Annotated in this window: 25 protein-coding genes and 1 pseudogene; 4 read left to right on the plus strand and 22 right to left on the minus strand. The window is 40.6% G+C overall.

Annotation, left to right across the window (positions count from 1 at the left end; genetic code table 11):
- Positions 1-346: 346 nt before the first annotated feature.
- Together CLNEO_RS13615 and CLNEO_RS13620 are read left to right on the plus strand one after the other, a co-directional pair.
- Complete coding sequence (locus tag CLNEO_RS13615; RefSeq protein ID WP_066090244.1) at positions 347-1,567, plus strand: AI-2E family transporter; 1,221 nt, start codon at positions 347-349, stop codon at positions 1,565-1,567.
- Between the two features lie 70 nt (positions 1,568-1,637).
- Positions 1,638-2,519: a type II CAAX endopeptidase family protein gene (locus tag CLNEO_RS13620; protein ID WP_066090247.1), complete on the plus strand. Its 882-nt coding sequence runs from the start codon at positions 1,638-1,640 to the stop codon at positions 2,517-2,519.
- Between the two features lie 80 nt (positions 2,520-2,599).
- Here CLNEO_RS13620 and CLNEO_RS16570 read toward each other — a convergent pair whose 3' ends face one another.
- From CLNEO_RS16570 to CLNEO_RS13635, 3 genes are all read right to left on the minus strand, one after another.
- Positions 2,600-3,172 carry a DUF1653 domain-containing protein gene (locus CLNEO_RS16570; RefSeq protein WP_330382607.1) on the minus strand — a complete coding sequence of 191 codons (573 nt, stop codon included), beginning with the start codon at positions 3,170-3,172 and terminating at the stop codon, positions 2,600-2,602.
- 261 nt (positions 3,173-3,433) lie between these two features.
- Positions 3,434-3,979 (minus strand): stage V sporulation protein T, encoded by a 546-nt coding sequence (gene spoVT / locus CLNEO_RS13630; RefSeq protein ID WP_066090250.1) that lies wholly within the window; start codon positions 3,977-3,979, stop codon positions 3,434-3,436.
- A 121-nt stretch (positions 3,980-4,100) separates the two neighbouring features.
- On the minus strand, positions 4,101-4,634 hold the full coding sequence (locus CLNEO_RS13635; RefSeq protein ID WP_066090253.1) for a PadR family transcriptional regulator: 534 nt from the start codon (positions 4,632-4,634) through the stop codon (positions 4,101-4,103).
- A gap of 138 nt (positions 4,635-4,772) precedes the next feature.
- Between CLNEO_RS13635 and CLNEO_RS13640 the strand changes: the two genes are divergently transcribed.
- Positions 4,773-5,615, plus strand: a complete 843-nt coding sequence (locus CLNEO_RS13640) for a creatininase family protein (protein WP_066090256.1) — start codon at positions 4,773-4,775, stop codon at positions 5,613-5,615.
- 220 nt (positions 5,616-5,835) lie between these two features.
- Here the strand turns inward: CLNEO_RS13640 and CLNEO_RS13645 are convergent, their stop codons facing one another.
- The 16 genes and pseudogenes from CLNEO_RS13645 to CLNEO_RS13710 form a co-directional block, all read right to left on the minus strand.
- Positions 5,836-6,825 (minus strand): NAD(P)H-dependent glycerol-3-phosphate dehydrogenase, encoded by a 990-nt coding sequence (locus tag CLNEO_RS13645; RefSeq protein WP_066090259.1) that lies wholly within the window; start codon positions 6,823-6,825, stop codon positions 5,836-5,838.
- Positions 6,826-6,848: 23 nt separating this feature from the next.
- The gene (plsY, locus tag CLNEO_RS13650) at positions 6,849-7,463 is read right to left on the minus strand and encodes a glycerol-3-phosphate 1-O-acyltransferase PlsY (protein WP_066090262.1); all 615 of its coding nucleotides are present in this window, start codon (positions 7,461-7,463) and stop codon (positions 6,849-6,851) included.
- 1 nt (position 7,464) lies between these two features.
- Positions 7,465-8,790 carry a ribosome biogenesis GTPase Der gene (gene der, locus CLNEO_RS13655; RefSeq protein WP_066090265.1) on the minus strand — a complete coding sequence of 442 codons (1,326 nt, stop codon included), beginning with the start codon at positions 8,788-8,790 and terminating at the stop codon, positions 7,465-7,467.
- A 135-nt stretch (positions 8,791-8,925) separates the two neighbouring features.
- The gene (gene pgeF / locus CLNEO_RS13660) at positions 8,926-9,795 is read right to left on the minus strand and encodes a peptidoglycan editing factor PgeF (RefSeq protein WP_157723594.1); all 870 of its coding nucleotides are present in this window, start codon (positions 9,793-9,795) and stop codon (positions 8,926-8,928) included.
- Complete coding sequence (locus CLNEO_RS16700; protein ID WP_278276631.1) at positions 9,746-10,123, minus strand: YraN family protein; 378 nt, start codon at positions 10,121-10,123, stop codon at positions 9,746-9,748. The genes pgeF and CLNEO_RS16700 overlap by 50 nt, the downstream gene beginning before the upstream one ends.
- Positions 10,109-10,867 (minus strand): annotated as a pseudogene (locus tag CLNEO_RS13665) (ribonuclease HII); the annotation flags it as partial. The gene CLNEO_RS16700 and the pseudogene CLNEO_RS13665, both read right to left, overlap by 15 nt.
- A gap of 504 nt (positions 10,868-11,371) precedes the next feature.
- Positions 11,372-11,992, minus strand: a complete 621-nt coding sequence (locus CLNEO_RS13675) for an NlpC/P60 family protein (RefSeq protein ID WP_066090277.1) — start codon at positions 11,990-11,992, stop codon at positions 11,372-11,374.
- On the minus strand, positions 11,989-12,342 hold the full coding sequence (locus CLNEO_RS13680; RefSeq protein ID WP_066090280.1) for a hypothetical protein: 354 nt from the start codon (positions 12,340-12,342) through the stop codon (positions 11,989-11,991). The genes CLNEO_RS13675 and CLNEO_RS13680 overlap by 4 nt, the downstream gene beginning before the upstream one ends.
- Positions 12,326-12,553, minus strand: coding sequence for a hypothetical protein (locus tag CLNEO_RS13685; protein ID WP_162266480.1), 228 nt, complete (start codon positions 12,551-12,553; stop codon positions 12,326-12,328). The genes CLNEO_RS13680 and CLNEO_RS13685 overlap by 17 nt, the downstream gene beginning before the upstream one ends.
- A 63-nt stretch (positions 12,554-12,616) precedes the next feature.
- On the minus strand, positions 12,617-12,886 hold the full coding sequence (locus CLNEO_RS13690) for a hypothetical protein (RefSeq protein ID WP_066090287.1): 270 nt from the start codon (positions 12,884-12,886) through the stop codon (positions 12,617-12,619).
- A gap of 15 nt (positions 12,887-12,901) precedes the next feature.
- Positions 12,902-13,456, minus strand: a complete 555-nt coding sequence (locus tag CLNEO_RS13695) for a phage scaffolding protein (RefSeq protein ID WP_066090290.1) — start codon at positions 13,454-13,456, stop codon at positions 12,902-12,904.
- Between the two features lie 240 nt (positions 13,457-13,696).
- Positions 13,697-13,831 (minus strand): hypothetical protein, encoded by a 135-nt coding sequence (locus CLNEO_RS16450; protein WP_278276630.1) that lies wholly within the window; start codon positions 13,829-13,831, stop codon positions 13,697-13,699.
- Positions 13,813-15,552, minus strand: coding sequence for a phage minor capsid protein (locus CLNEO_RS13700; RefSeq protein WP_066090293.1), 1,740 nt, complete (start codon positions 15,550-15,552; stop codon positions 13,813-13,815). Before CLNEO_RS13700 ends, CLNEO_RS16450 begins: the two co-directional genes overlap by 19 nt.
- Before the next feature lie 5 nt (positions 15,553-15,557).
- Complete coding sequence (locus CLNEO_RS13705) at positions 15,558-16,715, minus strand: phage portal protein (RefSeq protein ID WP_162266481.1); 1,158 nt, start codon at positions 16,713-16,715, stop codon at positions 15,558-15,560.
- Entirely contained in the window at positions 16,693-16,887 is a 195-nt protein-coding gene (locus tag CLNEO_RS16070; protein WP_162266482.1) for a hypothetical protein, read from the minus strand. The genes CLNEO_RS13705 and CLNEO_RS16070 overlap by 23 nt, the downstream gene beginning before the upstream one ends.
- A 368-nt stretch (positions 16,888-17,255) precedes the next feature.
- The gene (locus CLNEO_RS13710) at positions 17,256-17,684 is read right to left on the minus strand and encodes a hypothetical protein (RefSeq protein WP_157723595.1); all 429 of its coding nucleotides are present in this window, start codon (positions 17,682-17,684) and stop codon (positions 17,256-17,258) included.
- A gap of 220 nt (positions 17,685-17,904) precedes the next feature.
- Between CLNEO_RS13710 and CLNEO_RS13715 the strand changes: the two genes are divergently transcribed.
- Positions 17,905-18,117, plus strand: a complete 213-nt coding sequence (locus CLNEO_RS13715; RefSeq protein ID WP_066090300.1) for a cold-shock protein — start codon at positions 17,905-17,907, stop codon at positions 18,115-18,117.
- 72 nt (positions 18,118-18,189) lie between these two features.
- Here CLNEO_RS13715 and CLNEO_RS13720 read toward each other — a convergent pair whose 3' ends face one another.
- The 3 genes from CLNEO_RS13720 to CLNEO_RS13730 form a co-directional block, all read right to left on the minus strand.
- Positions 18,190-18,675, minus strand: coding sequence for a sigma-70 family RNA polymerase sigma factor (locus CLNEO_RS13720; RefSeq protein WP_066090302.1), 486 nt, complete (start codon positions 18,673-18,675; stop codon positions 18,190-18,192).
- 72 nt (positions 18,676-18,747) lie between these two features.
- Positions 18,748-19,173 carry a dATP/dGTP diphosphohydrolase domain-containing protein gene (locus CLNEO_RS13725; RefSeq protein ID WP_066090306.1) on the minus strand — a complete coding sequence of 142 codons (426 nt, stop codon included), beginning with the start codon at positions 19,171-19,173 and terminating at the stop codon, positions 18,748-18,750.
- Positions 19,170-19,868, minus strand: coding sequence for a helicase-related protein (locus CLNEO_RS13730; RefSeq protein WP_066090309.1), 699 nt, complete (start codon positions 19,866-19,868; stop codon positions 19,170-19,172). The genes CLNEO_RS13725 and CLNEO_RS13730 overlap by 4 nt, the downstream gene beginning before the upstream one ends.
- Positions 19,869-20,181: the final 313 nt, after the last annotated feature.

The following is a 20,181-nucleotide window of genomic DNA, read 5'->3' on the forward strand; positions in this document are numbered from 1 at the left end:
TCAAAGCCCCTCCCTTTTTTATATTAATATTATAAAGTCTTTTGGGTTTCTTCGTCAATCGATAGGAAAAAACGTAAAGAAATATAAGGAATTTGTTTGGTTTTTCTTAAAAAAGGACATGTAATCTATAATAATAAATTAAAAATTAGTTTTTTTTAACTATAAAAATTTTAGACATTTTTTATTTTTTCAAAAATCCCGCTAAATATTTATTTTAAAATAAAAATCTGCAAGTAATTTGTATATCCTTGAAATTTAACGCAATTATTATGGAAAAAAAACATTTTTCATAGTATTATTAAAAGAAAGAATGATTACTTCCTAAAAACATTAAAGAGGAGTACCTATGCGAAAAATTGATTTTAAAAAATTAGACAAAACCTATCTTAAGATTAGTCTGTACATTTTTGCCGTTGCTGCGGCTGTCATTTTGTTTGAAAAAATTATCGGGCATCTTCCCGGCTTAAGTAATGTTTTTCATAAGACATTAAATGCAATTTTACGTTTAGGCTCCCCATTTTTCATTGGGTATATCATAGCATATGTTATGAACCCTTTTATGAAGTTTTTCGAACAAATTCTTGTGAAATTATTTCCTAAAACACAAAAGCACAGAAAGCTTTTGCGAACCGGTTGTATTTTAGTCAATTATGTCATTATCATCGGGGGCATCTGCTGGATTAGTATCTATCTCATTCCCGAGCTGAAGGATTCTGTCCTTTCTTTTGTATCTCAGTTGTCCACTTACTCTGATCAGTTAAATACAACTATTACAAATTTCTTTGATCGTATTGGTTTTATCAACGGGGACGATGTAACCAATATTATCAACAAGGTGCTTGCGCCAATTTTGGGAATCTTCCAAAACGTGCCGCAGCTGATCTCCAATATCGCTTCAAACCTTTACTCCGTAGGAAAAATAACCGTGGATATTATCATGGGAATCTTCATTTCCTTTTATATGCTTTATGATAAGGAAAACTTCAAAAAGCATGGGTGCCGAATTGTTTACGCTCTTACAAACCGCCGGAAGGCAGCACAAATGTTTGATAACGCCCAACGAATTAATCTAATTTTTCAAAATTTTATTGTAGGCAAAGCCGTTGACTCTTTAATCATCGGAATTATTGCTTTTATTGGCTTTTCCCTGCTGAATGCACCATTCCCTTTAATCCTAAGCTTGATTATTGGCGTAAGTAATATGCTTCCCTACTTTGGGCCGTTTATCGGTGCAATTCCCGCTGCTTTGATTACTTTTTTAGTAAATCCAATTACAGCTTTATGGGTAATTTTGTTCATACTTGCTTTACAGCAATTTGACGGAAACTTCCTGGGCCCCAAAATTTTAGGCAACTCCCTGGATATCAGCCCCATTTGGATTATATTGGCAGTGGTATTGGGTGGCGCTTTCATGGGACCCTTGGGAATGTTTATTGGCGTCCCGATTATGGCTACCTGTAAAATGTTCCTTTCGGAATATATTAATCGAAAGTATCAGGCAAAATACGCTGAGGATGATCCCCTTGCCTTAAAAAATGAGGCGCATGAATCGTCACCCGAAGCATAAGCTAAACTATAAACTATAGAGAACAGTTTTATTTTCAAGCCCTGTTCTCTCACTTTTTTTGGAGGATAAAATGAATCAAACCAAACAAACAAATCTTTTTGCTTTAATCTTTTTCGTATTTTTTATTATGAGCGGACAGCTTTTATATCTTATCCCCATTATGCAAGAAATCCCTTATGCTTGGTTTTCCAGCATTGTACAAGTGATATATTTTACAGTTCCCATTATGGGATACTTTATTTGGACAAAAAAAAATCCAAAAGAAGTTTTTCGTCTTTCCCCCTTGGGGTGGAAAAATTTATTGTTAATTATTGTTTTCGGCTTTGCCATACAGCCGCTCATGCGTTTTCTTTCCTTCTTTACTTCTATGTTTTTCCCAAACGTAGCCTTAGAATACGCTGAAACGCTGGAAGGCGCAAGCTTTGTCAGTACATTACTAACCATGGCAATTTTACCGGCGTTTTTGGAGGAACTTTCCTTGCGTGGTGTGTTTCTATCAGGCTATCGCCGTTTAGGCACATGGAAGGCAATTTTTTGCACTGCCCTGTTGTTTGGACTTTTGCACATGAATCCCCAGCAGTTCCCTTATGCTTTTTTTGCCGGATTGTTTTTTTGCTTTTTGGTAGAACGAACAGGCTCCATATGGGCCTCTATAATCCCCCATTTTATCATAAACGCAACAAATGTCATTGTAATATTTCTTCCGGTAGCAGAGGAAGTAGCAGCAATGGAATCTCCGGGAAATGCAGTGCTGTTGCTTTATACAGGCGTATCCGCTTTTTTATCTTTACCGTTATTAGGGTTAATTCTTTATGGGTTTTTAAAAATAAACCCCAAGCCTTATACACCGAAATACGAACCCAAAGAACGTTTTCTTTCTCTACCCATTTTTTGCGTATTTGGACTGTTTATTATCTTTGGAATTCTTCCCTATTTGGACTACTTATTTTGAATACCTTCGGCACGCTCTCAGAAATAGAGCGCGCCTCTTTTTTTGAAATTTATTCCCCCAAAAGTAAGCGCCTTGAAGCATTATTCTTGAAGCAAGCGAAAACGAGGGATTAAATTCCCCTCAACCATCACACCTTCCAGAAACATTTCTTTTGGCCGTACCCAAAGGCCATAATCATCGTAAAGCTTACGATAAACAATCATCTCCTCCAAGGTTTCCGAATGCTTTGCCAACCCAATAACACAGTATTTGTTCCCCTTATAATGCTCGTATACCCCGCCAATGATCAAATCCATATTCATACCACCTTTCCAAAACAGCAATCTCAGCAAATCACCTCCAGTCAACCCCTTGGGTAATATAAACCTTGCCGCATTTTTTTCAACATTAATATGTAAATCTGTAAAAGAAACAATTTCACCCTCAATGCTAGCAAACAATGGATGTCTTACTTGAACCCATATTTTTTCACACTGCTTGAAATGCACCCTTTTATCTCCTTGCATTTTCTTCAAATATGTACCATTTTGATAGTTAGGAAGCATTTTCAATAGTGCCCTGCGATTAAACCTTCTTATTACGCCAAAATCCAAAAGGAAATCATCAATTCTTGCATAGGTGAGGATTGAAATGCACTTCCGCAAGTTTATCACAAAGTAATGTTCATCTTTCGTAACCCCTTTTAAATAAAACTGTTGTTAGCGTACCATATTTCCCACAGACTTACAATAAAATAGAAATTGCGATCATAACCCCTCCCCCTTCATCTCAAAAATAGTCGAAAGCATCAACGGGGCATCCGTGTTATTCATATATAAAACGGCATCCGCTTCAATTTAATCTCACGAATGCCGCTTTGTTTTTTTGAAATTAGCTTCTTTTTATTCCTTCAAAATAAAGAAAAATCTTGGTTGTTACTGCTCCATCTGTCTACCCAAAAAGCCAGCTGCGGTTTGTGCCAGTTTGCCTTCTACCTCACCCATCTTTTTGTCCTTTGAAAGGAAAATAATTGCACCCATGGCATCCCCCTCTGCAATAATGGGAGTGATTAGCTGATAATCATATCCTTCCATGCTGTCGTCATCTAATATCGGCACAAAATTACTGTCGTTTTTATTGGCAATCAGCGTTGTTCGACGATTGATGCACTGCTCCATCTCCTGACTAATGTGTTTCTCGTACAATTCTTTTTTGGAACCACCGGAAACAGCAATGATTTGATCCTTGTCAACAATACAGGTAACATGTCCGGCTGTTTGCGCCAAGCTTTCTGCATATTCTTTTGCAAAAGTTCCCAGCTCGCCAATGGGCGAATACTTCTTTAAAATAATTTCGCCCTCTCTATCTGTAAAAATCTCCAATGGATCTCCTTCTCTAATCCGCAATGTACGGCGGATCTCTTTTGGGATAACCACTCTTCCTAAATCATCTATTCTTCTTACGATTCCCGTCGCTTTCATATTAATTCCTCCATTTACAAATAAGGTTGTTTCTTTTAATTTCTATTGTGCTTGTATTATTTGTAAAAGGAACGAAAATATACCTAAGGAACCTATGGAATATAAAAATTATATTTTTCCCTCACATCTTTTTCATTTCTGCCAAAATATCTACCGCTCCTTTGAGCTGCGCCTGAACGATATACAAGTTTTGCTTTGTATTTAAAATAAACAGCTTAGGAACCTTATTGTTTGTCATTTTGTCAATCTGCAAGGCAACCTCTTCATTATATTTTTTCAACCGTTCAATTCTTTTCTCTAGCAAAAAAATTGCCTCTTTGCTTTCAATTTCCTGAATAAAAAACATTCCAATGGAAAAAGGTGTTATATCATATTCAAAATCGATTAAAAAACTTTTTATCGTTTCCACAAATCTCAATTTACCGCTTTCTGTAATAGAATATACTGTTTTTTCTGGCATATTTCCGGATTTTTCTGTATTTCCAATAATAAAGCCTTTTTTTTCAGCCGTTTTCAGCGTTGCATAAACCGTTGAGCCTGCAATAGGATACCAATCCCGAACATGCATAGTGGATAACCATTTATTTAATTCATATGCATTGACCGGCTGTTGTTCTATTATTCCCAAAAGAATAGTCATGATTTTTGATAGCACAAAAAAACCTCCTTGACATAACTATATTATTATACTACTATATATTTATACTAGTATATTTAATAATTGCTTTTCTATTTTAGCATCCTTTGCTTGGATTGTGAAGCTTGCATCCTTAAAAATTTCAGGAGGTACATTATGACAATCAATTTACTCATACAATGCTGGGAAGAAATTGCTAAAATAAATATGGAAAAATTCACAGTGTTTTTAGGAATTGCCCCCGTGGAAGAACATGGGAAACACTTGCCCATTGGTGTAGATTTTTTTGAAACCAATGAATGGATCACAGGTGCCATTGCCCAATTGGAACGCGCCCTTCCTCAGCACACTTGGGGAACCCTGCCCACCATTCCCCTGGGCTTTGCGGATATTGGAAATTTTCCTGGCAATATTCATGTAAGCCGGGAGTTAATCTTTAGTGTTATGTATGAAACTATAAATGCCATTGCCAAATGGGGTGTAAAAAATATCATTGTCATTTCCGGCCACGCCGACCCTCTACACACCATCGCCATTGAGCAGGCGGTGGAAAAAATCAATGCAGAAAACGGCGTGATTGCATTGGCACCTATGGGTTCCATATTTCACGCCGCCGAAAAAGGAATTGTGGGTAAGTATTCTGCTGAATTAACCAAAAAATTGGAGGAGTTTCCAAATGATTATCATGCTGGCTGGATTGAAACCTCATGTATGCTGTCCATTCATCCCGATTATGTCAAAGCCAACTATTTGGAACGCCCGAATATCTCACTAAACGGGCAGGATATGATGGATAGCCAAAGGCTTGCCCATACGATTGCCGGGGAGGGGCATATTGGTTTTCCTAAGGAAGCAACCGTTCAATTGGGCGCTGAGCTGAATACCGATACTGCACAAAAAATCAAGGATGCTACCGAAAAATTTATTTTGCGAGAGGGTTATGAATGTTATTTACATCACCCCTTGTATCACATTCCCGGGATGAAAATCCCGGGATGAAAATCCCGGAAATCAGACTGAATACAAAGTCAAAACCTTGAGGGCTTTGCCCTCAATCACCCGCAAGGGTGCCACCCTTGACCCATGAAAAGCCACCCTGGGAAAAATGAAGCATTTTATTTGAATCATTGATGGAAATACGCAAAAAAGTGGTAAAAAATACTTTACCACTTTCCTTTGGTTTCAATGCAACCAACAAAATTAGAGCATTCTTATTCCTTTATTCAGCCTTACCGCCTCTGCTCATCAGCTCCAGCACAGCTTGCTCTGCATTTTTCCCTTGAAACAGCACATCATAAATGGCATTGGTAATGGGCATTTCCACATTGTGTTCTTTCGCCAGTGTATAAGCTGCCTGCACTGTATTCACGCCCTCAACAACCATTTTAATTTCCCCTAAGGTCTCCTCAAGGCTTTTGCCTTGGCCTAATAAAATACCGGCTCTACGGTTTCTAGAGTGCATGCTTGTACAGGTTACAATCAAATCTCCAATGCCGGAAAGCCCTGCAAAGGTTTCCGTTTTCCCGCCCATTTCCACGCCAAGACGTTTCATTTCCGCAATGCCACGGGTCATAATGGCGGCTTTTGTATTATCTCCAAATCCTAAACCGTCGGAAATACCAGCGGCAAGGGCCATAACGTTTTTGAGTGCAGCACCCATTTCTACCCCAATCACATCTGTATTGGTATATAGGCGAAATCTTGGGTTCATAAATTCCATCTGCACCATTTTTGCTATTTCTTCGTTTTCGGAAGCAATTAAGCAAGTGGTAGGAATATCTCTTGCAACCTCCTCGGCATGGCTGGGGCCTGATAGAATACATACCTCACATTGAGGCGCACACTCTTGAATTACTTTAGACAAGCGCATTAAGCTGCCTTCCTCTAAGCCTTTGGCAACATTCACCAAGACCTGCTCCTTTGTAAAATACGGAGCGAAATCCAATGCCGTTTGGCGCACAGCCTTGGAGGGAACAGAGAAAATAATGATTTCCCCATCCTTTACCGCTGCCTCACGGTCCGTTGTAAACTCCAATCCCTCCGGTAACGTAACGCCGGGTAAATATCTTTTATTTTCCCTCTCCTTTTGCATTTCGTTTACCGCATCCTGCCGTCTGGACCAAATAATCACATCATGCCCATGCTTTTGGAGCATCACCGCCAAAGCCGTGCCCCAACTGCCTGAACCAATTACCGCAACTTTTTTCATTGCCGTCCTCCTCCAATATACTCCTACTGCACACTTTTATGCAGTGTAAATTTATTTTCCGTGCCGGACTTCAATCGTTTCATGTTTGCCCTGTGAAGCCAAATTGCCAAAATCGCCAAAGCCGTAAAAATTCCAATGCTTTCTAAAGGGAAGCCTAGAAAAAATGCACAGATGGGAATGGAAATGTAAAAAGCAATTGAGCCAACAGAAATAAAATGGGAAAAGGCAACTCCCAAAATCCCCACTCCTATGGTAATGACTCCAAAAAGAGGGGAAAAGACAAATACCAAGGAAAGCACAAGGCCAATGGTAGAGGCGATTCCCTTGCCACCTTTAAATTTCAAGTAAAAAGGAAAATCATGACCTAAAATCGCACCTGTACCTGCATAAATTCCGGCAAGCAGACTATTGTCTGGAAAAATTGCTCTGCAAAGAAAGAATGCCAAAATCCCCTTTAAAATGTCCCCAAGAAATGTTGCTAAGCCTGCGCGAAAGCCTAATACACGAAGGGCATTGGTTGTTCCCAAATTCCCACTGCCTTTTTTACGCAAGTCCGTTTTTGTTATCTTGCCAACAATAAACCCCATAGAAATACAGCCAATAAAATACCCGATCAGCAAACTAATGAGTCTAAACATATCAATCCTTTTCCCCTTTTTCCCTTGCAATAAAATGAATGGGCGTGCCTACAAAGCCAAAAGCATCTCTTAACTGATTTTCAATATATCTACGATAGGAGAAATGAAATAATTCCTTTTCATTTACAAAAATAACAAAGGTCGGCGGCTTTACCGAAACCTGGGTCATATAATAGAGCTTCAGCTGACGGCCTTTATCCGCCGGTGGCTGCTGCATGGCAGTTGCTTCAATCAATACCTCGTTTAACACGCCTGTGCTGATACGCAGTGCATGGTTTTCATGAACCGTCTGGATTAATTCCAGCATACGGTTAATGCGCTGTCCCGAGAGGGCGGAGATAAATACCCTTGGCGCATACGCCATGTATGCCAGTTCATTTCCGATATCCTTCAAATAGGCGTTCATGGTTTTATCATCTTTTTCAATGGAATCCCATTTATTTACGGCAACAATGGCAGCCTTTCCTCTTTCATGGGCAATCCCCGCAATTTTTGTATCCTGATCGGTTATGCCCTCATTGGCATCAATAACCAAAATGGCCACATCACAGCGTTCCACTGCTGCCACCGCACGAATGATACTAAAGCGCTCGATTTCCTCTTTGATTTTGCTTTTACGGCGCATCCCTGCCGTGTCAATGAAGATATATTTTTTTCCATCTACGATAATGGGTGTATCTATAGCATCTCTGGTGGTACCCGGAATATCACTTACAATCAAGCGATCCTCCCCAAGAATTTTATTAATCAAAGAGGATTTGCCCACATTTGGCTTTCCAATGATTGCAACACGAATTGCATCATCGTCCTCTCCTGTATCGGAACCATCCGAGAAATGCTCCACAACCTGATCCAGCATATCACCAAGGCCTAATGCTTGTCCTGCGGAAACAGGTATGGGATCGCCAATGCCAAGCTCATAAAACTCATAAATGTCCAAGGTGTCCCGTCTTGTACTGTCCACCTTGTTGACTGCCAAAACCACAGGTTTCTTTGTGCGGCGCAACATATTGGCCACCTGCATATCGTCATCAGTCACCCCTGTTTTTACATCAGTGACAAATAAAACAACGTCGGCGGTTTCGATGGCAATTTCTGCCTGTTGTAAAATCTGTTTTTGTATAATTTCCTCGGAACCGATTTCCAATCCACCGGTATCAATCAAAGTAAATTTGTGATTCAACCATTCCACATCCGCATAAATACGATCGCGGGTTACCCCCGGTGTATCCTGCACAATAGAGATTCTCTCCCCTGCCAAGCGGTTAAATAATGTAGATTTTCCTACATTGGGACGGCCAACCACTGCTACGATTGGTCTACTCATATTTTTTTCCTCCATACTTCTCAAGTTCACATAATAATTTGTGTTTTCTATATTAATTAGGTAAAATTCGCCTACAAAGCCATTTTAGAATTATACCACAGTATTCTTTCCAAATACAATAGCTGCATCCTGTTTTCAGCCCTTTAGCTCCATAACGCCTGCCATAACACCTCTATTTTCTCCCATTTTTCTATGGGAATAAAAACGGTCTGTATCACACATGGTGCAAAGTCCTGCAATTTCTATGTTTTCCACACCCATATTCGCCAACAAGCGACGGTTTGTTTCCCAAAGATCAATACGATATTTCCCTTCCTCCTCGGGATCATCAAAAATAATTTCTTCCGCAAAATCAATATTTTTACGAAACAGCGACACCACAGGCGCATCCACTTGAAAACAGCATTTTCCGATGGAAGGGCCGATTGCCGCAACCACATCCTTGGGGTTTGTTCCAAAGGCAGCCATCATTTCCTGCAAGGTATGCTCCGCCATACGCTTGCCTGTACCCATCCAGCCGCAATGCGCCATACCAATGGCTTTTTGCCTTGTGTCCAGCAAAAAAACCGGTACACAGTCCGCACCAAAAATCACCAAAGGAATATTGGGCGCATTGGTAATCAGTCCATCCACGTCTGAATATCTTCGCTCACGCAAAACACCCTTTCCTCTGTCCTCCGCCATAATTCGACGTACATTTGTGGTGTGTGTCTGCTGGGAGGTTACATAATTATCTTTAGAAAACTCCATAGCCTCCCCTAATATTTCGTAATTCCTTAAAACCAGTTCTTTTTCCTCGCCCCGGGTTAGTCCCATATTCATACTGGAAAAACAGCCTTGGCTTACGCCACCGTGACGCGTGGTAAAGCAATGCTTCACCATATTCGTTTGGGTTAAATTATCAAAAACAACGACTTCAACTGCACCAATTTTCTCTATCCTCATGCTCTGCTCCTTATGCCAGCCAAAACGCATTCTCCGTATAACGGAAATACGTTTTTCCATCCTCCTCCAAAACCTCCGCAACATCAAAGCGGAAATCCCCATCCAAATTCTTCTCCACAATATAGGCTTGTGCTGTGCGGATGATATGCCCTTGCTTGCGTTTGTCCACGGCCTCGCCCGGCTCTCCTTTTTTCCGCCCCGCTCTATATTTTACTTCGGCAAAGATGATGTATGTATCCTTTTTTGCAATAATATCAATTTCTCCGCCTTGGCTGCGATAGTTTCTGTCTAAAATTTCATAGCCTCTCCGCCGCATCTCCTTCACCGCCAGTTCCTCCCCAAAAGCTCCCTTTGTCTGATTGTTCTCTGGGGTAATAAAATTTTTCACAAAGCTTTTTCGGTGAATGGGGCAAAGCCCGTGAACACGAATTGCCGCAATATGTTCCGCAGAGCCGTAGCCTTTATTGGAAGCAAATCCATAGGCTGGGTATAATTCATCATAGCCCTCCATTAGCCTGTCACGGTACACCTTTGCCACAATGCTTGCCGCCCCAATGGAAAGGCTTTTTGCATCCCCTTTTATAATGCCCTTTTGGGGAATAGAAATTCCAGGAATCGTCACAGCATCCGCCAAAAGAAACCTTGGCACAGGGTTTAACTGGGCAATCGCTTCACGCATTGCCTCATAGGTTGCCTGTAAAATATTGATTTCATCAATTCTTTCCCACGAAACCACACCAACCCCGAAAGAAACAGCCTTCCCTAAAATTTCATCATATAAAGCCTCTCGCTTTTTTGCAGAAAGCTTTTTAGAATCATCCACGCCCCCAATCCTGCAATTTTTCGGCAATAGGACAGCCGCTGCAACAACAGGCCCCGCCAACGGGCCACGACCAACCTCATCTATTCCCGCCACCAAATCATATCCTTGTTCATAGCAGGCCTTTTCATATTCCAACAGCCCTTCCAGACGCAGCTGCTCCTTCTCGCTGGCATCCTTTCTTTTTAAAGCCGATGTGATGGCACTTTGCACCCCTTTGCGCTCATCTTCCTTAAGGGTTTCTATGGCTTGCGCCAGCTCCTCAAGCGGACACAGCTGTAAAAATTCTTTGATTTCCTTGATTGACTGCATGCTTCTCCCGCCTTTCTTTGATTTATTATAGCATAATTCACCCTATATGTTATCAAAGAAATGGGTTAAAAAATATTGTTTTCTACTTTTCATCGTAGTACTTTTGCTTTCTTCACAGCCCCATAAAAAAGTGAACCCAAACGCAAAAATAATTGAGTTTTGGAGGCGAATTTCCCACTTAGGGACGTGGTTATAATATTAATGGAATTGTCTGAGTGGCAAATGCTTCTGATATGGACCAGTAATTTTGCCAAAGAGAGGAAGCAATCGTTTGAGAAACAGTGGTTACGTCTTTTCCCTTTGGGAAAAGACAGAGCAAAAACAAGCCCCGAAAATACTGATTTTATCAGCATCTTCGGGGCTTTTCCTTTTATACTTCCATTGTGGATTCTTTAAATTACATAGTGTTTTTACCTGTTTTTAAGGGCTTTTCTCTGCATCTATTTTCTTCATTTCACCTTTTTTACGCCTTTAAAAAATATAATAGTACGTTTTTAGTACGCTCTACCTTGAAGCAAGTACTGGCACACTTCCCTTATTGCCAACCTTCAACCCCAGCAGCTCTGCAACATCCCTTGTCTTGATATAGGTCGTTCCATCCTTGCGGATCATATCCGCTTCGCATTCTTTACCATTCACAATAATTTTTTCTCTTTTTACCACTTCATTATCCCTTTCTACATAATTAATATAATCCATCAAAAGCCAGTGGGTGAAGTTGTTTTTGCTTAAGGGTACCTCTCGTACACCGTAAGCGGATCCATCTGCAGCTATGTAATATGGCACACCGTTTTTCACCCCGGTATAAATCCCTACATGTCCTTTCATCCAGACCAAAGCACCTACAGGAGCCTGTTTAATCGTGCCTATAAGCTCCTTTTTGATTGCCTTATCAAATAGCTGAGCAGAGCCTAAAATAACCCCAGTAGCCCAAGAAATCAGTCCAGAGCAGTCCACACAGACCTTTCCAACTTTTGTTTCATCAGAATCCCAAACAAGCTTCTTGCCGTATTGCCCTTGCAAATAATTGAAGTTGGCTTGCGTCATTACTGCGCCCTTCATGCCATATACATAGGGCGTGCCTAATTTGGAACGGGCAAAATCCACTAACTCCTGTCGGGTCATACTGCTTCCCCCTTTACGACCTCTTGAATTGCTTTGTTCTGCGTCAGCAGCATCCGCATTTCCACCAAAGCCATATCCACCCATCTTGAAAATAATTCAAAGGATACAACCTTCGTCAAATACGGAAATCTTGCAATAAATAAATCCCATACATACCTTAGTTTTAATTGCCCGGTACCGCCACCCAGCTCCTTTTCTGCCTGGATGCAAGCATATAGCAGCCATTCTTTTACTGTTTTAACTTGTTTTTGTGTTGGCAGCTTGGAAAAATCATACACAACAGAAACTCCTATCGCTACCCCCGCAATACCTACCACCAAAATAACCCAATTTTCAACCAGCCACATCATTATTATTCCCCTTTCCGTCTATGGCAGAATCATATATAATCCCACCCATTGTATTTTCTTTTATGCTTTTCATGGTGTATCCTGTCTTGCTTACGCCCCATGCCGCCCAAGGCAACGAAACCATAGCTGTCAGCCAAGGAAAGGCTGAATCAGAGCCACAAAACACACTATAATAAGCAAGTCCTATTACCCCGATAGTATTTACCCACAAAAGAGCCATTTCCAATACCATTATCCGTTTTGAAAATTCAATTTTTTTGCTCTTCGTCTTGTATTAATATTTTTCTCTCTCATGGCAGCCGTCCCCCGCTAAGCAGATAGCCGTTTTCCAAGACACATCAACCGCACCGCTGGTGTATCCGCTGTTCCTGCTGTAATCACCAAGACCAGTGGCGCTGATCTGTGGATACAAAATTTCATTTGCGTTTGCCCCTGCACGCATCATAGAGCTATCGCTAATCAAATCAGCGGTCACAGATGCCAGTTTGTACACCTCGTCAAGTAGCGGTGCATAATTCTTTGCTAAAACAATGTTGTTTGCCATATTTTAAAACCTCCCTTATTTGTTTTCTTTTGCGGGCAATCCCATAATTGCCCTCATGCTGTTTTCTTCAACGTCTGTCATGCCGACACTTCCCATGCCGGGCATATCCACAGGTTTATTCGGGTTATCAAAATAATTCTTGTCTTTCGTGAGCATTTCAAGAATATCCTTATCCCCCTTGCCCTTATTCGCTTCATCTTTCAAAGAAGAAACAAACTCATTGTAAATCGCCTTGCCCGTCAGTTCATCACGGAATTTCTGCTCACCAACGACAGAATTAAAACGACTCTGCATTTCCTCCTGTTCTTTGGCTTCCTTTGCGGCCTGTTCGGCAGCAGCTTTTTCCTCAGCAATCTGCGTTTTCAGCGTTTCCAGTTCTGTTTTGAACTTCTCCGCATCCTTGCCGGATGTTTCGAATTCTGTGATTTTCGCTTCCAATTCCTTTTTTGTGGTATTCAAGGCATTGAAATCCAATCTAGAAACAAAGTTTTTACCAATACCTCCAGCAATCTTCTTTTCCAAATCCTCTGCGCCTTCAATATCTTTCAAAATTTCTTTTAACCATTCCATATTTGTATCTCCTTTCGCACTCTTTCCTTTTTCTCCGGCCAGTCCCGGTATTGAGCCGCCAGTTTTGTCCCTTGGCTGGGGTAGTTTGCATAAAAATAAGACCTGTTTAACGTCTATTGCCCAAAGACGAGATAAAAGGGATCACCTCCACATTAAAAGCCGATAGTTAACTTTTTCATTTTGGAATCACCCCCTTAATTCATTATATGAAAAAACCACCTAAACGTTTGTCTAAGTGGTTTAATCATCTTCCCATTCTTTCATCTGTTCACTTTTTTTCTTTTCCTCGGCAATGTCCATTTCCAATTCTTCAATGGTTTTTGCTGAAGTAGCAACAGGTCCGTCGTAATATGATTTTATTTTATCTTGCTCCATTCTATACCATACTCCTTTACAAATTCATCGAGAACCATCTCGTGGACTTCTACCTCTGAACTATTGTAATAAACTTTCTTGTACTTTTCAACCCTTTTATCAAATAAACCTGACGTAAAAATTTTATTACCCGATTTGTATGTGTAAACTGTACCATCATGACATGCTACTATACCAAGATTGTATTTATGCGATCCATTAGATGTGAAATCTTTACCAGTAGGCGGAATGTTTGTCGGGTGGTTATGAACGCTTATTAAAGTAAACGGTTCACTTTCAGCTATCGCTTTATTTAAACTACGATTGTAAACAACATTATTGACTACATTGCTATTCACTTGCCTACCAACCACTTTTCCTGACAAGCTATTAATTAAGCACAAATCCTCATTGTAGGTTCCTTTTCTGTGAATAAGCATTGCCCTTGCTTGGTCATATATCTGCGTATTAACCTTTGCATTGTTAGTAATATGTTTAAATTTGTCTTTATATTCAGAAGAATTAATGAAGTCAATATCTACTTTTGCGTTATCAAATCCTGCATTTTTCTTACTAGTAATGCCACTTTCAAAAGATTTTTCTTTCATTTTTGCCGCAATAGTCTTTGTCCTCTCAGCCTTGGTAGGCAGATCGGCCTTTTCACCGACTTCTTTGTATTTACCAGAAAGAAAGCGTATCCTTTCGGTTGCTTCTCTGGTTCCATCGGCGTCCTTTACAGCTTGAAATAGTTGCTTTTCCTCTCTGGTGTATCGCAAAGAGGTTTCTAATTTCCGCTGAATCTGTGTACATTCATATCTTGTATACTCATTTCCATCAATCGCAATTTTCTCATTGGAATACCGCTGCATTTCCGCCAGTTCCGCCTTGCTGTTGGCAGGACTGCTGATTCCTAACAAAATCGGATATGCAATGTGGCGGCAGTTCCAATTTCCTATTGGTCGTTTCAACTGTCCTTGCAGCTTATCAAAATCTTTTGTACTGTATTGGTTCCCTTGATACGGTAAATGGTCAGGAGCGCATGGACTGTGGGCTGATATTTCCACCCCATCTGCACCAAATTCTTCCCCGGTGGCCTTTGCGGTTTCTTGAGCTATGTAACTGATACCGTCAAGTACGTTTTGCCGTACAGCAGAATCTAAGCGTTTCGTATAGCCTTTCTCATATTGAATTCTCAAGCCGCTGTTTGCCATTTCCTTTACAGCTTCTTTTATGGCTGAATTGTAATCCAGCGCACCGGTAGCGGCGGCTGTAATCGCCTTGTCAACCGTCTTTTGATAAAACTTTGCAATCGGCTGAAAATCCTTACCTCCACCAATGCCAACTATTGTTGTATTGCTTAAGTTTAATAGGCTATTTCTGGTTGTCTTGGCAGCAGATTTGATTATGGTTTGCAATGCCACATTTTCAGCAAGGGGAATTTGTTTTATCCCCTTTGCATCGTAAAACGGTTTCACCCAGTCATAGCCTTCCTGTGCTACGGATTGAAACATTTTTTCAATGTCCGCAAGACTTTTTCCTGTTTCCCTCGCTAATTCCTTGGAAATCAAATCAGTGTCGTATCCATATTTGTAAAGCTGTTGCAAGCGATTTGCATAAGACGGTATTAAATCGCCTGTCTCTTTCAGCGATACAGCCATATCATTTAGCAATTTCGCCCCAACAGCCCCGAACCGTTCGCCGAATACATCAGCCAAGAAGCTTAATTCATCTTCTGTGAGCATTTACATCACCCACCAATCAATTCACCCAATGTCGGCTCGCTTTTTTTGATTTCATCAATCATTGCTTGCGCTTCATCGGCTGTTTCATTGGGATTCAACCACTGTCTTAGCTCTGCCTTGCTCTTAAGCCCCATGGACTGGGCATCTTTTAATTGCCCCCATGTTTCGGAAGAACTCTCAATCAAGGAATACGACCAGTCATAAGCCGTTTCATATCCCCCCATGGGCGTTAAGCCATAGTAGTTCGCTAACACATTGCAAGCATAAATATAATCGTTCATTCCGTTTTCTATCACTGTCCGAATGTCAGCAATCATGGCGTATGTATCATATAACCCTGCCTTGATTTCCGTCGCCGTTGCCCCTCTTGTCTCGGGAGCGGTCAAAATACCCTTGCTCGTTCCCACCGAACGCTCCAACAGCTCAAAAAGATACATCAGACGGTCGTAATAGCTGCTTGTTCGAATGTCAGGACTGAATGTTTCAATCATCGAACCAGTTTCATTATGAGCGGCAAAGAATAGTTTGCTCGGCATTTTATATTTTCCTGTTTTTTCATCCTTCTTGAACATTCTTTCGTCGGCAAATACCCGAACCTCTTTCAAGCTGTATTCGTCCCTGATCTGCCCAAAGCATTCGTAAATCTCATTGATTAAACTTTCGCATCCATAAGTAATTGGAACACCGTAAAAATCACCGAATTTACGGTTATCAACAGGAGACTTGAAGTAAGCAAATAGCACACGGTCAACGCCTGTTATTGCTCTGTCCTCAATTCCTGCCCATTGCTCAATAAAAGCGTCCTTTCCGCTTTCATCCGTTACTCTGTTGGAAATGTAGACAACATCATTTTCCACCCTGTAATCCGTCCAACGGTAATATTTTCTTGTCCCCTGTGTGACGCTGTCAGCAAGAACGGTGGCGGCTGTGATACGATTTCCTTTTTTTGAGTGAATTATAATTCTGCTCTGCTCCAAAATATCAACATGAATTTCTCCGTCCTGCACATACGGCACAGCAACGCAACCACCCGTTCCCAACATTCGGGAAGTGATACGCTTAATTTTTTTCCAAGCATCACTCATACATTCATCCAACAAAGCCACCCTCGCATTATCCCCCACAATATCGGCTGTACTTTCACTGACGGACAACGTTGTCATTTTCGCCGCAAATATGGCAGTAAAATTGATTTGCTCCGTATTCTCGAATTGCTTTGAATATTCGGCATTTTTTGTAATATCTTTGTCTGTTGTATCGGTTTTGGTTATCCCGAACAAGCGCAATAAGGTCGATTAAATATTCATCTGCAAATCGTTTCTGTTTTTCCGTCAATAATACCACCTCACTTCATGGTTTTGGGTATGAAAAAACCGACACGGTTAAATGTCGGTTAAGCTGTTACTCATACGTTTTTTTCTTTTTCTTTTCGCTTTGTTTTATTGTGGAACCAGTATTATCTACAGCTGCCTTTTTCTTCTTGATTTCTTTCTTCCTTGGACTTTTATCACCCATATTAAACCCCACCTTTACTTTTTAGTATAACACAGAATTGACTAAAAGCATAATTTTTAGTCAATCCCATACAAAAGGGCAACAGCTTACACCAATGCCCATAGGAGGTGTTGTATTAATTATACACTTCTAACTAATATCATTGTACTATATCGAAAACGGACATGCAGGACATTTGGAAAAAAAGTTTAAAATCTTTCAAAGTTTTTCCTAACACTCTCCCCCGTTGCATTCCCACCCATCTTATCTGCCACCGCATTCCATGAAAGCTTATCAATAAACCTGTATCTGATAATTCTTCTCATGCGACAATCCTCAATGGAATTTATGTATTTCTCGATCTCACTTACTAACTCCGCAGCTCGCTTTTCAGAATTTCGCAACTGCAATCTATAACGATGCAGTCTTTGTAGTTTTTCGTCCCGAATAACCACAGGGAAACCCTCAATACGAATGTTTCCAATGGTACCGTCTTTTCTGGTTCCTCTCACAGAATCCAGCACGGTACCACCAGCCTGTATGCGTTCAATCTGGCATTCAGTTTTTCTAATTCTTAATTGTAAATCTTCAATCTCAGCCTGAAGGTCAGCATACCGTAATAATAATTCTTTCCCCAAAAACATCACCTCTCTTAAAATACATCAACTTGTTTATTCATAACAATTTCAATTCATTAAATTTTTTCTTGACATCACATTTCCAATGGTGTATACTAATAATAATTTCGTATATATGATTATTCGCTCTTAAGACCTAGTCGATAATTATTATCTGACTATTGCTTGAGAGTTTTTTTATTTATATGCCCGGGATAATATTTTTTAGGAGGTACTGATTATGAATAACGGTACAGTAAAATGGTTTAATGCGGATAAGGGTTTTGGTTTTATTACACCTAGCAATGGCGGAGAAGATATATTCGTACATTTCTCTTCTATCCAGACAGATGGTTTCAAATCTTTGAATGAGGGTCAATCAGTGACTTTTGGCACAGAGGCAGATCCCAAAGATAGCCGCAAAACACGTGCTATCAATGTTTGCGCTAACTAAGCCTTCTACATGGCCACCCCTTGGGGTGGCTTTTTTCATTTCCCCAGATCTTTTTCATATCAAATAACATCTCTACAACTTACTTACAATTCGCTGCAAACACCTGGCCACGGTGGGCTGTGAAGTGTTCAACTTCTTTGCTATTTCATTCTGGTTATACCCTTTGATTTTCATCTGTAAGACCTGTGTTTCCTTCTCGGTTAGTTTCCCTGAAAGCTCTTTAAAGCAAAACCCCAAGGAAACCTCACCCTCATATTTATCCGGGATTGCTTCTAAAATGTCTAGCTCTTCACCCTCAAAATACGTTATGTTATCAACATACTTGATTCTATTTCTTTTTCTTACATCTCTGAGAAACATCCTCATTTGATTTAAAATAACCCTCGCCGCAAAAGTTGAAAAAGCATATCCTTTGTTTGGATCGAATTTTTCACATGCTTTCCAAAGCCCTATTAAGCAAATTTGTTTTGCATCTTCATCATTGGCATACCAGGGAAAATATTTGTGTAAAAGAAAATATGTTAGATCCATGTTGTTATTAAATAATTCTTGTTCCATATCACCATGGGAGTAAACAGCTGTTTTTTCGGTCGACCAAACCTCTTGCTCCTTTCTTTTTTGATTCTATGGTTAACCTAAAACAGCAATCAAGCAAACGATGTTCCACATAAAGGCTCTTTCGTGATTTTCGTCCGCCATACCCTTTTTAAATTTCAAATAATGACGTACAGCAGAACTGAGAAACGTCCAATCAGGTAACCCATTCCAATTCCCCATGCCGTATTTCTCCGCGCCCTCTTCAAAGTGAACGGACAAATCTAAAAATGCATCCTCAACAGTATCATAGTTATCGCCCATAAAAGTAATCAATGCATTAAACAAATGTACTTCGTCCCCGTTTTCCTGGTACTGCGCCAGGCATCCAAGAACTTCATCACCATTCATGGTCTCCGCAGCTACCCCCAAAGGCATTAAGTCACAACGGCCTTTTCCTGCCGAAATATCTCTTACTGCACCAGTTTCAAAAACCTGTCTATCCCCGCTATCTCTAATCATATTTTTCCCTCCTTGTATTTTTCAATTCTTGCTTTCAATGCTCCAAGTAACGCCTCCTGGGTACCGCTTTTATTATCCAAAGCCTTGATTACATCACCGTCCACTGTATCCTCCGCAATCAAATGGTGAATAATTACGGGCTTTTTCTGCCCTTGGCGATGCAATCTTTTATTTGCCTGCTGATACTGCTCCAAACTCCATGTAGGGCCATACCAGATTACATGGTGTCCTCCATCCTGAAGGTTAAGGCCATAGGCGGTACTCATGGGATGCGCTAACAAAACATCAATCTCACCGTTATTCCAATCGGTTTCATCATTGGCACCACCGAAAACTCTTACCCGAAGCTTTGTTTTAGAAAGCTCCTTCAACAGCCTGTCCCTTTCGTGCTGGTATCCATAAAACACCAAAGCATGTTCCCCTGCAAGTCCGTCAACCAATTCCATGAAAGCAATTATCTTACAATCATGAATAATCTGGGCATTATGATTGCCATCGTATACGGCACCGCCGGCAAGCTGTAACAGCTTCCCTGTAAGGACTGCTGCCATATCTGCGGTAATTTCTTCATCGTTGATTTCAAGCAGCATTGTCTTTTCCAATGTTTCATACGCTTTTCTCGCTTTGCTGTCCAATGCAACTGGGGTATTTACTGTTACACAGTCAGGCAGCTCCAAATAATCCTCTGCTTTCATGGAGATAAACAACCCTAAAAATTACAGCCCTAACTACCTTCATACAGTTAATGGCTTTTTATCTTCCATATTCAACCACGCAGTTAAATTTTATGGACTGCCCTCCAATCCGTCTAAAGAATGTGGAAAAATAAAATCATCACCACCAGCTCAGCTGGTGGTTTGCTCTGCCCCTAGAAGGGGCTTTTACCAACTTGCATCTAAAGATGCATTGAACGGTTTGCCAACCGTTTCTTATTCTCTGGCTACTGCTAAAGCAGTTTACTTCTTGCCTGTGCTCACTTGCTCACCCGTAAACGGGTCAATGTATTCT

Origin of the sequence: Anaerotignum neopropionicum, from assembly GCF_001571775.1 — a bacterium.
Classification (GTDB): domain Bacteria; phylum Bacillota; class Clostridia; order Lachnospirales; family Anaerotignaceae; genus Chakrabartyella; species Chakrabartyella neopropionicum.